13 protein-coding genes are annotated in these 16,101 nt (G+C 39.4%); 9 read left to right on the top strand and 4 right to left on the bottom strand.

The window, feature by feature from the left end:
- Nucleotides 1-141: 141 nt before the first annotated feature.
- The 4 genes from BUA16_RS13260 to BUA16_RS13245 form a co-directional block, all read right to left on the bottom strand.
- Entirely contained in the window at nucleotides 142-903 is a 762-nt protein-coding gene (locus BUA16_RS13260) for a LytR/AlgR family response regulator transcription factor (RefSeq protein WP_072765241.1), read from the bottom strand.
- Nucleotides 900-1,937 (bottom strand): sensor histidine kinase, encoded by a 1,038-nt coding sequence (locus BUA16_RS13255; RefSeq protein WP_072765240.1) that lies wholly within the window; start codon nucleotides 1,935-1,937, stop codon nucleotides 900-902. Before BUA16_RS13255 ends, BUA16_RS13260 begins: the two co-directional genes overlap by 4 nt.
- Before the next feature lie 298 nt (nucleotides 1,938-2,235).
- The gene (locus tag BUA16_RS13250; RefSeq protein WP_072765239.1) at nucleotides 2,236-2,835 is read right to left on the bottom strand and encodes a hypothetical protein; all 600 of its coding nucleotides are present in this window, start codon (nucleotides 2,833-2,835) and stop codon (nucleotides 2,236-2,238) included.
- Between the two features lie 384 nt (nucleotides 2,836-3,219).
- Complete coding sequence (locus tag BUA16_RS13245; RefSeq protein ID WP_072765238.1) at nucleotides 3,220-3,903, bottom strand: cell division ATP-binding protein FtsE; 684 nt, start codon at nucleotides 3,901-3,903, stop codon at nucleotides 3,220-3,222.
- A gap of 145 nt (nucleotides 3,904-4,048) precedes the next feature.
- On the opposite strand from BUA16_RS13245, the gene BUA16_RS13240 reads away from it, so the two are divergent.
- The 9 genes from BUA16_RS13240 to BUA16_RS13200 all read left to right on the top strand — a co-directional run bounded on the left by BUA16_RS13240 (nucleotide 4,049) and on the right by BUA16_RS13200 (nucleotide 15,952).
- Nucleotides 4,049-7,072: a tetratricopeptide repeat protein gene (locus tag BUA16_RS13240; protein ID WP_072765237.1), complete on the top strand. Its 3,024-nt coding sequence runs from the start codon at nucleotides 4,049-4,051 to the stop codon at nucleotides 7,070-7,072.
- A 25-nt stretch (nucleotides 7,073-7,097) separates the two neighbouring features.
- Nucleotides 7,098-8,852 (top strand): TonB-dependent receptor, encoded by a 1,755-nt coding sequence (locus tag BUA16_RS13235; RefSeq protein WP_072765236.1) that lies wholly within the window; start codon nucleotides 7,098-7,100, stop codon nucleotides 8,850-8,852.
- A gap of 379 nt (nucleotides 8,853-9,231) precedes the next feature.
- Nucleotides 9,232-9,423: a cold-shock protein gene (locus tag BUA16_RS13230; protein ID WP_072765235.1), complete on the top strand. Its 192-nt coding sequence runs from the start codon at nucleotides 9,232-9,234 to the stop codon at nucleotides 9,421-9,423.
- 233 nt (nucleotides 9,424-9,656) lie between these two features.
- Nucleotides 9,657-10,472, top strand: a complete 816-nt coding sequence (locus BUA16_RS13225; RefSeq protein ID WP_072765234.1) for a sulfurtransferase — start codon at nucleotides 9,657-9,659, stop codon at nucleotides 10,470-10,472.
- Nucleotides 10,473-10,843: 371 nt separating this feature from the next.
- On the top strand, nucleotides 10,844-11,146 hold the full coding sequence (locus BUA16_RS13220; RefSeq protein WP_218616764.1) for an SRPBCC family protein: 303 nt from the start codon (nucleotides 10,844-10,846) through the stop codon (nucleotides 11,144-11,146).
- 405 nt (nucleotides 11,147-11,551) lie between these two features.
- On the top strand, nucleotides 11,552-12,562 hold the full coding sequence (ahr, locus tag BUA16_RS13215; protein WP_072765260.1) for an NADPH-dependent aldehyde reductase Ahr: 1,011 nt from the start codon (nucleotides 11,552-11,554) through the stop codon (nucleotides 12,560-12,562).
- A 396-nt stretch (nucleotides 12,563-12,958) separates the two neighbouring features.
- Complete coding sequence (locus BUA16_RS13210; protein ID WP_072765233.1) at nucleotides 12,959-13,729, top strand: 3-keto-disaccharide hydrolase; 771 nt, start codon at nucleotides 12,959-12,961, stop codon at nucleotides 13,727-13,729.
- Between the two features lie 88 nt (nucleotides 13,730-13,817).
- Complete coding sequence (locus BUA16_RS13205) at nucleotides 13,818-15,155, top strand: Gfo/Idh/MocA family protein (protein WP_072765232.1); 1,338 nt, start codon at nucleotides 13,818-13,820, stop codon at nucleotides 15,153-15,155.
- Between the two features lie 476 nt (nucleotides 15,156-15,631).
- Nucleotides 15,632-15,952 carry a hypothetical protein gene (locus BUA16_RS13200; protein WP_072765231.1) on the top strand — a complete coding sequence of 107 codons (321 nt, stop codon included), beginning with the start codon at nucleotides 15,632-15,634 and terminating at the stop codon, nucleotides 15,950-15,952.
- Nucleotides 15,953-16,101 lie beyond the last annotated feature (149 nt).

The following is a 16,101-nucleotide window of genomic DNA, read 5'->3' as shown; positions in this document are numbered from 1 at the left end:
AGATAGAAGTCTTAGAAAAGAAGGAAGTAGTTGAGGTGAGTTTTGTTGAAGAAAAAAACGACCGATCCAAGATCTGTGATAGTTCATTGGGTCGGTCGTTTATATTAGGGATATGAAGCCTTTGGAAGTGGTACCAAGAATCTATTGGTTCATCCAATTTTTAAATTCAGGCGATTTTGCCCTGCTCACTACAATTTTTTCTGGGGACGGTGGAATAACGTTGACGATAAGCTTGCCGTTAAAATATTGCTTTATCCCGCTAATGACATCCCTTCTTACGATAAACTGACGGTTTAGCCTAAAGAATTCCGATGGGTCCAGATCGCTTTCCAAATCCTCCAGATTTTGTTCCATGATATAGGTCTGATTGTCATTGGTAACCGCTTTAACAATACCGGTATCAATGTACAGATAGGCCATGTTTTCTGTTTTTAACGGAATTAACTCATCCCTATGTGGTACCAAATACATGGATTTATAGGCCGTTTTTTTGGTATTCATCAAGTTTAAAAGTCCGGTTACCTGATCGCCGTATAGTCCCTTTCCTTTAAATTGGCCCTTGTATTGTTCCAAGCTGGATGCCAGTTCGTCCTCGTCTATAGGTTTTAATAGATAGTCGATACTATTAACCTTAAAGGCCTGTAAGGAGTATTGATCATAAGCAGTTGTAAAGATTATCGGCGCTTCTATTTTGATGGAATCGAAAATTTCAAATGAAAGACCATCGGCCAAATGAATATCCATAAAAACTAGTTCTGCCTCATTGTTTTTAGAAAAATAGGCAATCGAAGCTTTTACCGAATCCAAAACGGCCAATATCTCAATAGAACCTTCTAAGTTTTTTAGTAAAAAGGCAAGGTTTTCACTTGCCGCTAGTTCGTCTTCTACAATTACAACCTTCATAGCATTTTGTTCAATGGGAGTTTTACACGGAAAAATTCATTCTTTCTGTCTATTACTATTTGCTGCTTTCTAATCATGTAATAGCGTTTGTATAAATTTAAAAGACCGTTTCCAGTACCTTCGGCCAGAGTGGTCCTAATCCTGAGCTTGTTTTCTACATAGATAGATTCGTTCTCAGAGTAAATAATGACCTTTAAGGGATTGGTCTCCGAAATCTCGTTGTGTTTTACGGCGTTCTCTACCAATAACTGTAGTGCCAAGGGTGGAATTTTTCGCTCTAAATATTTTTCATCGATGTTTATCTCTGTTTGAAAACGGTCCCTATACCTTGTTTTTATTAAATAAATATAGCTTTCCAAAAACTTGAGCTCGTCTTTTAGTTGGACTAGGTCCCGATCTCCACTCTGTAATATATATCGGTACATGAAGGACAATTTTTTTACGAACATAGTCGCCTCCTTGTTGTCACGGATAAGGTAATTCAGAGAATTTAGAGAATTGAAAAGAAAGTGTGGATTTATCTGATTCTTTAAGGCCGTTAATTCGTTCTCTAGGTTTTGTTGTTTTAAATATTCGTTTTCTAGAATATTTTCCCGCTGTATGATTTGGAGGCGTAGGATTCTAGAAATAAACAAAATGATGATGTGGACCACGATAAAAATAAAAATGACAAATCCCGCTTCCCTATCAGAGATTGTCTTTTCTACAAAATAGGGATATATATAGCTAAAAATGGAGGTTGAGGTGAAGAGTATAATCAAATTGGCCAAAAACCGTATTCCCAAATCAATCCACTTCTTTTTACTGCGGATGTTATATATCCAATTAGTGTTAAATTGTAAGGTGGTCCATGAGAAAATAAAGAAAAACAACAGTTTTAAAACTAGATCGTTAAAGAGGTCTTTGGAGAAAAGTTCATCGGACAACCAAACAGACTTAAATAGGGTGAGGGTCAAGGGTAGGGTTATCAACACGGATATGAGAACCGCAATCTTGGAAATTTCCTGTAAATTAACCTGTTTTAATCGCTGCATATTGATGTTATAATTTTTAAAGATACCGTTTTAATGTAAAATTTGGGCGATTTGTGTCTTCCTTTACATTCTTACTAAATGGAATTATAAATTGGTAGGTTTTCTAGTTGTGCTAATCCAGAAATAGGCTTGTCCGCACCCAATGGTAATAGTAATGGAATTTGTCAATAGGGAATTTTAGTTCAATGATTTCTTAAGGTTTTGGGCTATTATAAACCTTCTATAGAGGGCTGAAAAAGAAAAGCCCCTGGCATATTGCCAAAGGCCTAACTACATTAACTAACCTATTAACTAATCGTTACTTGGTGTAAGGGTCAAATCCTACGGGAAGGTAGTGAAGGACGTCAAAACCAAGGTCAATTTCTTCTTCCAGCTCTTCAACTTTAATATCCTTAAGGTTAAGTTTCGGCTTCGCATGGGGATTAAAACCTATTGGAAGGTATTTTGTGGTATCAAAGTCCAGAACAATGTCCTCTTCCATTTCCACTAGCACTATATCGTTAAGATCAAGTTGCGGTTTTGCATGGGGATTAAAACCTATTGGAAGGTATTTTGTGGTATCAAAGTCCAGAACAATGTCCTCTTCCATTTCCACCAGCACTAAATCGTTAAGGTTAAGTTTCGGTTTCGCATAGGGATTAAAACCTATTGGAAGGTATTTCGTGGTATCAAAGTCCAGAACAATGTCCTCTTCCTCAATTACATTAATCTCATCAAGGGAAAGGTTTCTGATAGCCTCATCTTGTAATAAGGCATCTTCAAAAAGACTGTAGGTTTCTGTTGGAGTCAAAAAAGTAGGGCAAGGATTATCGGTATGTGCACAGTTATTTTTCACGTTAAAGGATAGTAATAGAAAAGAAACTATCCCAGCTCCGAGTGTTAGGTTTATTTTTTTCATGATCGTTATATTTTAATCTGATTCTTAGTATTTATTTCAGGTACAAAGATACTGTGGGATTCGGGTGTTTTGGGGAGTATTTGGGTGAACCGTGTATATACGCAAGTGAAACGTACTAGGAAAAAGTTGAACTGTAATTGGGGATAATTGGGAAAGGGAAAAAAGCGAGTTTTCGGTATAAAAAGGCTCAATACCTAAGAGGTTGTAGTCTTTTAGTTGTCTGATATGTAGTGTTAAGGGAGGGGCTTGGGTTTGCTGTGGAAAAATGTTCCGGGGAATGAAGTTGATGGTTTGGATTGCGGGCACAGACGAACCCGTTGGTTAGTTTTCCTGTTAATAACAGGGATCGCCCGCCAGGGTTATTGTATATAAACTTATAAATTGTTAAATGGCTCTTTGGACTACTTCAAAAACCTTATTGCCGTCGCATTTCAGTGTTTTGGACGGGTATTTTAAAATCAATGCATAGTCATGGGTGGCCATAAGAATGGTTCTTCCGTTTTGATTGATGTCTTGGAGTACCTTCATGATTTCTACACTGGTTTGTGGATCTAGGTTGCCGGTAGGTTCGTCGGCTAAAATTAAATCTGGATCGTTTAAAAGGGCCCGTGCTATAGCAATACGTTGTTGTTCGCCGCCAGAAAGTTCATGAGGGAATTTAAAGCCCTTGGTTTTCATGCCTACTTTGTCCAATACCTCTTCTATTTTAGAGGTCATCAGGCTAGTGTCTTTCCACCCGGTCGCTTTTAGTACAAAAAGCAGGTTGTTGTTCACATTACGGTCTGGAAGTAATTTGAAATCTTGGAAGACGACGCCTAGTTTTCTGCGTAAATATGGGATGTCTTTTTCCCTTAGGGTTTTAAGGTCAAAGTCTACAATATTTCCACTGCCTTCCCGTAATGGAAGGTCGCCATATAAGGTTTTCATTAAGCTGCTCTTTCCGCTACCAGTTTTCCCGATAAGATATACAAATTCACCCTTTTTTATCTCTAGGCTTATGTCGTTAAGTACTAAATTTTCTCCCTGAAATACGGCTACATCCGTGAGTTGCAAAATGTTTTCGCTCATAATTTTAAATGTTGATATAAATGTAATAAGTTCCTGCTGAAATAAAAGAATTCTACTGAATAATTCTTTTACTTTACACATACTTGAGAACCATTTTAATCGTTCTTGGGTTTATTAGGGGAATTCTTAACTATTAGAGAACATTATGCTAAGAAAAAAAACCGCTGTAATGCTGTGTGTTGTTGGGTCTATATTTTACGGTAGGGCTCAAGAATCGAAAATTTACACCCACGACCAAAAGGATTATCAAAAGGCAGTGGCGTTGTACAATAATCACCAGTATCAAGCAGCTCAGACTATTTTTGAAAAAGTAAAAAGCAACTCCAGGGATATGGAGATTCAAGCCAACAGTGCTTATTATGCTGCCAATGCCGCCATTAGGCTCAATCAGCTGGGGGCCGATAGGCTCATGGAAGATTTTGTGGAAGGGCATCCTACCTCTACCAAACGCAATACAGCCTTTATGGATGTGGCCGATTATTATTTTGAGACCGGGAAATATCCCAATGCCTTAAAATGGTATTCTAAGGTTGAAAAGGGCGCCTTATCAAGAAAGGAAACCGAGCGTTTTAATTTTAATATGGGATACTGCTTGTTTTCTACCAAGAAGCCAAAAAAAGCAGAGCAATATTTTAATCTAGTTACTACTTCGGTGGCCTATGGGGCACAAGCCAAATATTATTTGGGCTATATCGCATATGAACAAGACGATTTTGCCGGGGCTACACAACGGTTCGATCAAATAATCGATCAGGATATTTTAGAAGAAAAACTTTCTTACTATCAGGCCGATATGAATTTTAAACTGGGCAATTTCTATGAAGCTATTGCCTTGGCTAAAAAACAACTGGCCAAAGCAGACCGAACGGAACTTTCTGAACTCAATAAAATTATTGGAGAAAGCTATTTCAACCTAAAACAATATGGCAATGCCATCCCTTATTTGGAAGAGTACAAAGGGAAAAAGGGGAAATGGAACAATACCGATTATTATTTATTGGGATATAGCCATTACCAACAGGGCAATTATGCCAAGGCGGTACAGCATTTCAATAAAATAATTGATGGTAACAGTAGCGTTTCTCAAAATGCCTACTACCATTTGGCAGAATGCTATCTTAAATTGGATAAAAAGCAAGAAGCCTTAAATGCCTTTAGGAATGCTTCCCAAATGGATTTTAGTGCTGACATCCAAAAAGATGCCAACCTTAATTATGCCCGCCTTAGTTATGAAATCGGAAATGCTTACGAAAGTGTTCCAAAGGTGTTGACAGATTATTTGGATAAGTATCCCAACGATAAAAATAAGGAAGAAATGCAGGCGCTTTTGGTAGACTCCTATATTACGTCCAAAAATTTTGAGGGAGCCTTACAGCTTTTGGAAAGAAATAGAAATTATGCCAGCAAAGCTACCTATCAAAAGGTTGCTTATTACAGAGGGGTAGAACTTTATATAGACAACAATTTTGAAGCGGCTTCCGAGGTTTTTAAAAAATCGTTGGACAATGCCGAAAATGCTTCCTTTAAAGCAAGGGCCAGTTACTGGAAGGCCGAAGCGGACTATGCCAATAACCGCTATGAAGATGCCTTGGCGGCATATTTACAGTTTAAACAAAATGCTGCGGCCAAAACAACCCCGGAATATAAGGACCTCGATTATAATTTGGCCTATACCTATTTTAAATTGAGGGATTATAACAATGCCATTACTTATTTTAACCGGTATGGTGAGTCAACGACTGCCGATGCCGCAAAACTACAGGATTCTTATTTGCGTTTAGGGGATAGTTATTTTGTGAGCAGTAAATATTGGCCGGCCTTGGAAACCTATAACAAGGTCATTGCTGGGAACGGTCCGGAAAAAGATTACGCTGCCTTTCAGAAGGCTCTTTGTTATGGATTTATAGATAGGGGAGCAACAAAAATTGAAGAACTCGAAAAGTTTATTTCCAGATACCCCAATTCTAAGCTAAATGACGATGCCTTGTTTGAACTAGGTAATTCTTATGTGCGTGAAAACAATATAGAAAAGGGATTGCAAAGCTATGACAAACTAATCCAGAATTATAAGGGAAGCTCTTTGGTGCCCCAAGCGATGTTGCGTCAAGGCTTAGTACATTATAATGCCAATAGGAATGAACAGGCCTTGGCAAAATTTAAGACAGTAGTTCGCGATTATGCCAATACCCAAGAAGCACTACAGGCGGTGACTACTGCCAAACTTATTTATGTAGATCTTGGTAGGGTGAACGAATATGCCCAATGGGTACAAGGTTTAGATTTTGTCGCTGTAACGGATGTAGAATTGGATAACGCCACCTTTGAATCTGCAGAAAAGCAATTCATGGAAGGTAAAAACGACGCTGCTATTAAAGGTTATCAAAGTTATCTTAAGGAATTCCCCAATGGGTTGAATGCCTTGAAAGCGAATTTTAATTTAGCGCAATTGTATTTTGGTAAAAACGATAAAGACAGCGCTTTGCCTTACTTTAAGAATGTTGCCGATAATGCCGCCAATGAATATACAGAACAGGCACTGACAAGGATTTGCGAAATATATGTGGGCAAAGACGATTATTTAACGGCTATCCCATATTTAAAGCTTTTAGAAGCAAAAGCAGAAATACAACAGAACGTTACCTTTGCCCATTCAAACTTAATGAAAGGGTATTACGAGCAGTCGAATTACGATAAGACTCTTGAATATGCCGGAAAGGTTTTAGCGTCTTCCAAAATTGATGACCGAATTAAAAGCGACGCGCAAATTATGATTGCCAGATCGGCTATTAAAACCAACAACGAGCCAAAAGCCCAAAAGGCATATGGCGAGGTGTTAAAAATAGCAAAAGGGGCCTTGGCGGCAGAAGCATTGTATTACGATGGCTATTTTAAGAATAAAGCAGGGGATTACGAGGGGTCTAACCTCGCCGTACAGAAATTGGCCAAAGATTATGCTGGCTATAAGGAGTGGAGTGCCAAGGGATTAATACTGATGGCCAAAAACTTTTATGCCCTTGGTGACGCTTTTCAGGCAACCTATATTTTGGATAGTGTGATCTCTAATTTTTCAGAATTTCCTAAAATTGTAGAAGAGGCCAAACGAGAGTCGTCTGTTATGAAGGCCAAAGAAGCAAAACGCAATTCTTCCGTAAATCCTCAAGGAAATTAAAAACACCCAGTAAAAAGAACAGTATATGCACAAGCACATAAAAATAACCCTATTTTCTATTGTTGGTTTTCTGCAGGTCGGTTTGGCCCAAGAAGACGAAAAAAAAGGTATCGGTACAGAAACTGTAACCGTAGTAAAGGCCTATGCGCCTACTATTTCCGATGCTTTTAAGATAAAATCTGTTCCAAGTTTAAACGATTCCTTGGCACTACAGAAGAAACCGATTACCTATAGTATTTTTTCCTTACCCGTCGCGTCAACCTTTACACCTAGTAAAGGGAAGGCAACCGCAGTAAAAAGGACCCCAGCCCCAAAATTGTTTAACTCCTCGGCAACTATAGCCCTTGGGAATTATAACAATGCCTTGGCAGAGTTCTTTACTAGTAATGCCTTCAATAGGGACGAACGATTGGATGTAGGTCTGAACCACTTTTCGTCTCGCGGTAATATAAAAGGTACCGCCTTGGACAATGATTTTTACAACACCAAGTTAAACGCCGATTATTCTAAAGTTGGAAGGGATTTTAAATGGGGAGCCAATCTGGGGGCACAACATGAGTTGTACCATTGGTATGGCATTAAGAATGGCTATTATACCGAAGAGACGGTCAATAGTATGGATGTGAAACAAAACTACTTCAATGTGCAAGCAGGCGGATACCTGGCCATGGAAGATTCTTTCTTTAAACGCGCCGATGTATTGGTAAGACGTTTTTGGGATGCTACCAATTCTGGCGAAAACAGCGCCGTTTTGAAACCTGTTTTCGAAATACCGGTGTCCGAGGAATTGTTGACCTTTAAAGTAAAGGCCGATTATGTAGGGGGTAGCTTTAAAAATGAAGCCGTGAGTTCTGAAACCAATGATGGCCAAATCGATTATTCCTTTTTACAAGCTGGAATTAATCCGAGCCTTAAAATTTCGGACGATCAATTTAGTTTGAATTTAGGATTAAATGTGGTCTATGGCTTGGATATGGAGCTTAGTGAGAATAACTTTTATATTTATCCTACGGTGACGGCTTCCTATAAATTGATGGAAGAAATGGCCATTGCTTATGGAGGCATAGAGGGCGATCTGAAACAGAATTCTTTTCATGGCTTTGTAGCCGAAAACCCTTATGTTTCCCCAACCTTGTCAATTCAGCCTACCGATCAACAATACGATGCTTATATAGGTCTTAAAGGGCAGTTGTCGCCTAATTTTAGCTATAATATCAAGGGGTCTTATATGGCAGAGAATAGAAAACCATTGTTTATTCACAATGCAGAAAACACGGCTAGGAACGATGACAAGAGCTATTACTATGGGAATACCTTCCAGTTGTTCTATGACGATGTAAAGACCCTAGGTCTTTTTGGGGAAATGCATTTGGCGGTTAATAATAACTTTACCATGGGTGTCAATGCCGAGGTGTACGATTACGATACCGAAACCGATAACCCAGCATGGAACTTGCCTAGCCTTACCGCTTCCTTGTTTATGGATTACCAAATAGGTGAGCAATGGTTTATGGGAGCCAATATCTTTTATGTAGGCGAACGAGACGACTTGTATACGGTGGCTGCTGCTGGTGCAACCGTAGAAGAATTTGCCACTACGGCAGTAGCCTTGGACGGGTATGTTGATGTAAATGCCCATTTGGGATACCGTATCAACAAGCAACTGTCGGTTTTTGCAAAAGCCAATAATATTACCAATAACACTTATATGCGTTGGGATAATTACCAGGTGCAAGGATTTCAAGTGTTAGCTGGTGCTACTTTTAAATTCGATCTTTAACCCGATTATACTGCTTGCATCCCCGAAACCATGCTGAAGAAGCGGTTTCGGGGATTTTTTTTTGCCCACTGGAAGGCTTCCTTTTTTATGGCGCTAAAATTACTTGTACAATTGTATGATGCCCGGTTTTCTTAAGTGTCCTTTCTCCCTAGTGCGCCCCTTGATCGAAGCTTTAATGTGTTGAATTTTAGGAACATTAAAATAAAAGTTCGATGTGGATAATACGAATTATCAGAGGAAAACAGGCGCTAAGGCCTTATTTTATTATGATTTCATTATGATAAAAAGTGTTAAAAATTTGTAGGGTAATATGGTATTGTATTTCAAACTTTTGAGCTATCTTTGAGTAATAACGAGTAATTAATTTTAAATTTTAGTAATGGGTAAAGGAACAGTAAAATTTTTCAACGATGCCAAAGGGTTTGGTTTTATCGTAGAAGAAGGATCAAGTAAAGAGCATTTTGTGCACATCTCTGGTTTAATAGACGAAATTCGTGAAGGCGATATCGTTGAATTTGAACTACAGGACGGTAAAAAAGGATTAAATGCAGTTAACGTAAGAGTTATCTAAATATATGCCTTTTAAAAACTTAAGAATTAAGACCGTCTGCAAAGGCGGTCTTGTTTTTTAAATCTATTCTTAAAATCTACCAATATTTTACAAGCTTAGTGACTATCTCTTTTAAATACTGTTTTGAAGTATTTATAAACAATCCCGCCGATTCAAAACTAGGGAGGTCCCACGATGTCAAATTAAATGTCTATAGAAGTTTACCGTATTCATAATAACTAAACCCTTATTAAATGAAGGATCCCATAGTGTCTTCCCATTGGCTCAAAGAACAGTTAAACAATCCAGATCTGGTTATTTTAGACGCGAGTCAACCAACGAATATAGCAGGCATAACATCCGATTTCGATTCCTTACAAATTAAAGGAGCTCGGTATTTCGATTTAAAGAATAGTTTTAGCGATAAGAATAGTCCATATCCCAATATGTTGCCAAGCGAGGAACAGTTCCAGGCAGAAAGTAGAAAGTTAGGCATCAATTCGGATAGTCTTATAGTGGTATACGATAACCTTGGGGTGTATACCAGCCCTAGAGTTTGGTGGATGTTTAAAACTATGGGGCACGAGGCCGTTTTTGTGCTCGATGGAGGGCTTCCCCAATGGAGCAAGGATGGCTATGAGACGGAAGAAAAAGTAGATCACCCTTCTCTAGAAGGGAATTTTAAGGCCAGGCTGCGACCAGAAATGGTGAAGGACTTCCAGTATGTTAAAACCAATATAGTCGATAAAAATGCCCTAGTGATCGATGCGCGGTCCAGTGGTCGGTTTAATGGAACGGCACCTGAACCTAGAAAGGACTTAAGAAGTGGCAGTATTCCAAATTCCTTGAATATACCCTATGAGGAAGTTTTGGAAGAGGGGAAGTTTAAATCTAAAATAGCATTGAAGAAGTTGTTTCAGGAAAAAAACATCAACGATCAACCCTTGGTTTTTAGTTGTGGATCTGGAATAACAGCCTGTATAGTGCTTTTGGCAAGTGAACTGATTCAGGAAAATGAGAAATCGGTCTATGATGGTTCTTGGACAGAATGGGCCCAGTTAGAAAACTAAAAAGGGTTTATAAATATTGGTTGTAAGAGTGATATGATAGCTAAAATACGCCCTAAACCTGAAAAAATATTGAGATTCGAAAATATTTTATAACTTATAGAACATCTCTTTTTTACCCCACCTCCAGCGATAAAAAGTAGATTGTTAAAAAGTTAATGACATTTAGTATCATAAACTGAACTTAAATTCACAATTATGAAGAATGTTTTAAAAGTTATCGGGGTGTTTATATTGTTATCTCTCTTGGTGGTAGCCATCGTATTACTTTATCTTTATTCGGATATGGTTTTGATTTCTAACTAAGAACCCGGAGTGTTATAAGTAGTCTATATTTCCCTTTAAAGACAACTTTTTATATAACGCCATTGCTATTGATAAACAAGATGATAGATCAGGGCCAACCGGTACTAGTTGAAGAAATATACGAAGCTTTTATAGACAAGGTGTGGCAGGCTATAACAGCATTGAACAAAATGTCCTTATGGTTTTTTGAGAATATTCCCGCCTTTACACCGGAAGTTGGCTTTAAAACCCAGTTTGAGGTAGTATCAGATCAAAAGGTGCTTTTGCACCTGTGGGAAATACTCGAAGTAGTCCCTATGAAAAAGCCGGTCTGTAACTGGCAGTACGGGGGCTATCCGGGAGATTCCGTGGTTATATTCGAATTATTTTAAGAACAAGACAAAACCAAATTAAAACTTACTCATTACAGGATTGAAAGTTTTCCATCGGCGATTCCCCAATTTACCAGGGAGAGTGGGGTTGCTGGATGGGAATATTTTATAAAAGGCAGGCTCAAGGAATTCTTGGAAACAACGAATAGTGACTAGGTTTAACTTTTACACTTTCTCATCTTTTGATGTTTATCGATACTAAAAACAAATAGTTGGTAAGTTGTTGCTGTTCAGGAACTTTATTTTTCTATAAAGAGTAAAAAGACTTCCTTTTAAGATTAATAAATCCCTATTATTTCTTACCTTAGAGTACTTCCCTCTTCACTTTTTATGAATAACAGTCTGTTCGCCTATATTCCCTCATGGAATGGGAATGCGGGTTACATACTCTTTAAAAACTACGATATGAAAACAGTACATGCCTATGCGGCCAGAGAAGCTGGCGGAAAACTTAGTCCATTTACCTATGAGCTTCCCACAATAGGGGCTGACCAAGTAGATATAAAGGTTCATTATTGCGGAATCTGTCATTCAGATTTAAGTATGATCAATAATGATTGGGGCATGTCTCAGTACCCATTGGTTCCTGGCCACGAAGTTATCGGGGAGGTCGTGGCCATTGGTGGGGCCGTAAATAATTTAGCTGTCGGAGATTTAGTAGGGGTGGGCTGGAATGCTAATTCCTGCATGCATTGTAATCAATGTATGGGAGGTGACCACCATCTATGTACTACCGTCGAAGGGACCATAGTAGGGCGGCATGGCGGTTTTTCCGATTGTATTAGGACACATTGGTCCTGGGCGATACAATTGCCTAAGGACATTGATTTAAAAAAAGCGGGACCGCTTTTATGTGGGGGGATTACCGTTTTTAACCCTATTCTTTTGGCCGGAGTGAAGGCTACGGATCGGGTAGGGGTCATTGGGATAGGAGGCTTGGGACATATGGCCTTAAAATTCCTTAATAAATGGGGGTGCGAGGTGATCGCTTTCAGTTCTAATCCTAAAAAAAAGAAAGAGATACTAGCCATGGGGGCTACCCAAGTAATCGACTCTACAAATCCTAAGGAATTGGAGGGGATTGCAGGAAGTCTAGATTTTATATTAAATACCACCAATGTAAGTTTAGATTGGAATTCGTATTTGACAAGCTTGGCCCCCAAAGGGACCTTATATACGGTAGGGGCAGTATTGGAGCCCATGGCCATACCCGCTTTTTCCCTGATCATGGGCGAAAAATCGGTTACTGGGAGTCCCACAGGAAGTCCGGCAGCCATTCGGAAAATGTTAGAATTCTGTTCCCGACATGATATATACCCCATTGTAGAAGAATTTCCCTTGTCGCAGGTAAATGAAGCTATGGAACATTTGGAAAAGGGAAAGGCTAGGTTTCGGATTGTCTTAAAAGTAATATAAAATGATCATGGCCGAAACTGGTCGCAAATTTGAATGAAAATATGTGATTTACATGCTTGTACTGTGCGCAGCCGAAGTATGTCGGCTATAAAACAATAAAGGGCTACACTTTCAAATTGACTTTTTTAGATTGGTCAGTGGCTGGTAGTGTTCTTTTTAAATTTTTAAAAGAAGGCCTATAAGGTTGCTGTTGCAACCCTATCTCGTCATTTTTCATTCTGTTAAGTTTCTATCGCTTTGGGCAATACTTGATAAAAGTCCTTAAAACTTCATAAAAAATCGATAGTTATACGTATATTTTACCCTTGTTATTGAAGTATCTGTAACTATTGGTAAAAAAAAACTATTAGGCCTGACCCATTGTTTTTGTAAGTACCTTAAAATTTTTAACGATCGATGAAAAAAATCTTTACAATTTTGCTGCTTTCCACCCTTTTCTACGGGTGTAAATCCAGTTCTAAAACCGCAACGGACGACTGGACCTATTTGTTTGATGGACGTACTACCGAAGGTTGGCGTGCCTACAATGGAGATACCTTGCCTCCAGGATGGGTAGCCAAGGATGGGGTCTTAACCTTTGATACGGAATTAGGACTAGAGCAAAATTACAAGGGAGGAAAAGACATTATTTACGGCCTTGAAGAATTTGATAATTTTGAATTTTACGTAGAATGGAAACTGCCAAAGGGTGGAAATAGTGGGATTTTTTACCATTTAAAGGAGGGGATACCCAATACCCCACCGTCGAGGATTTCGCCAGAATACCAGCTTATTGATGACGCCAACTACGCCAAAATACACGATCTTACCGACTACAATCTAAGTCTTGGGAATACCGAAAATCCAGAAGAATTACAGCCTTTACAGCAAACGGCCTCCGATTATGCCATGCATGCGGCAGATCCTAAGGAAAAAGTTCTACATCCGGTAGGGGAGTGGAATACCACTAAAATTGTATTTACTCCAGAGCGGGTAGAGCATTGGTTAAACGGTAGAAAAGTATTGGAGTTCGTGCCATGGTCCAAGGATTGGTATGAGAAAAAGAATTTTGGGAAATGGAAAAATGCCCCCGACTATGGTCGCTTTAAAACAGGGTATATTGGCTTCCAAGACCACTCTAGCCCTATATGGTTTAGAAATATTAAAATAAGAAGAATAAAAAAATAAGCGAAGGCTAGATGTTAAGGGGTTCCGAATCTATTTAAAAAACACCTAGGTTTCTAAAACATACGAATATTAAATACCTAATAACCAGATGAAAAAAAGAGATTTTCTTAAAAGTACGGCCGCTTTGGCTACGGTGGCCTTATTACCAGGGTCCGTTTGGTCAATGACCAATAATAAACGCCTTAGGGTCGTACAAATAGGGGTCGCCAATATGGGGGCTGCCGATTTAGAGGCTATTTCCTCCCATGAGCTTGTAGATATTGTGGCACTTTGCGATGTAGATTCCAATGCATTGGCAGCCGCCAAAAAGTTGCATCCAAATGCAAAAACATATGCCGATTATAGGCTTCTTTTTAGTGAAATGGGCAGTGATATCGATGCTGTAGTGGTTTCTACCCCAGATCACACCCATGCCCCGGCCTCTATGATGGCTATGGATATGGGAAAAGCTGTTTACTGTCAAAAACCGCTGACCCATCATGTTTCCGAAGCTAGGGCCATGAGAAAATTGGCGGCAGAGAAAAACTTAGTGACCCAAATGGGGATTCAGGTACATTCTTTTTACGATTATAAATTGGCCACCTTACTGATACAATCGGGTATTATCGGCAAAGTAAAAACAGTAAGGGCATGGTCGCCAAAGAACTGGGGCTATGACGGGCCAGCACCTCAAGGATCGGACCCGGTTCCGGAACATCTAGACTGGAACCTGTGGTTGGGAACATCGGCAGAAAGACCTTATAAAGAAGGGGCGTACCATCCTGGAAATTGGCGAAAAGTACTCGACTATGGTTGTGGAACTTTGGGGGATATGGGAGTGCATATTTTTGATACCCCCTATAATGCACTAGCCTTGGATGTGCCTAGAACCATAAAAAATAGCTGTAGACAACCAACAGGCTTTGGATTTCCGGAAGAGAACGTAGTAACCTATGAGTTCCCTGGAACCAAGTATACCGCAGAAACTTTAAAATGGGTTTGGTACGACGGAAAGAATGCGCCTTTAAAGCATAAAGATTTAAAACTGCCCAACAATGAAAAGCTTCCAGAACAAGGAGCCATGTTCATAGGTGAAAAGGGACGGTTGTTACTGCCTCACTTTATGGAATTGCCAAGGCATATTGTTGATGGGAAATATCAAGAGCTCGATGTGTCCGAATTAGAACGAAGCGGAAAAATTGGGGCTCCTTTAAGGGATTACGATAAGGAAGGAAAAATGCACTACCATCAGTTTGTAGATAGCTGTTTGGGCAAGGATGAGTGCAGCGCGCCATTTTCTTATTCGGCCAGGCTGACAGAAACAATACTCTTAGGGGTAATTGCTGGTCGTTTCCCAAATAAAACATTGCACTGGGATAATAAAACCGCTCAGTTTTTAGAGCCGGAAGCCAATAAGTTTTTAGACGCCCCGTATAGGGATTTCTAAATAGCCATTGCTCGTTTCAGCAAATAACGATCAAGATAAATAGAAGCCCTTGCCTTCCACGGATAAAAACAGTGGAAGGCAAGGGCTTTTTTATGGAATCGGGGCCAGAGATGGTCTTTGATGGATCCATGCCCAGTGGCTCAACCACTGCCCCTGTGTTCCTTGTGTGTTTATTTTGCGTTAGGGACCGAGGCGGCATCCCCGCAGCATCGCAAGGGATATAGCAAAGGGCCCGACCGACGCAGGAGGGAACGCCCAAATTATTTTTTCCATAGCTATGAAAACCAAGAATAGACTTCACTGAATGCCTACTATGCAAACTTCATTTATGAAAGCAAGTGAGCTTAAAAATTCAGAAAAATCTCGTTTTATTTTTTTATATTGTAGTAGTCGAAGTAATGGTGAAAAAAGATATGTGGAGACGGTAGAATGAGAGGTTGTGCCGCCTTAATTGTTTTAAAATAAAAAGGTGTAAAATGGAAAAAGTAGCGTTGCGATCAAAAATAATAAGGACGGAAAATGTTCTTTCCGATTTAAATAATGAGTTGTCCAGAGAACAATGGGAAGAGGTTAGACTGCTGAAGAAAATGGATGAATTTAAGTGGAACACTGCTAAAGCGATCTCCACGAGCGCTGTCCATACGCAGGACAGACAAAAACAGTCCTGTGCTATCCAACTTCATAGGGTAGCGCGAAGTATTCGAGCGCTGTCCCATAAGATAATGGTGAAGGAAAAGGAACTTAGGAATTTTATACGCCACTTGGAAACGGCACAGAATCGGACAGTCATTCTCTAAAGACCGACTGCCATAAAAAGAACATGGGTTGTGCCGATCGAACCTTCGAGGCAAGCAGTCTTTACAGCTAAATTTGTTGTAAGTCTTTTGATAGCAATTTCTTGTAAGAATAAAAGAAGGAAACAAGAAAAACGTGATGTTCCCATAAT

Source organism: Arenibacter nanhaiticus (assembly GCF_900141935.1).
Classification (GTDB): domain Bacteria; phylum Bacteroidota; class Bacteroidia; order Flavobacteriales; family Flavobacteriaceae; genus Arenibacter; species Arenibacter nanhaiticus.
This window is presented reverse-complemented; position numbering and strand designations above follow the sequence as displayed.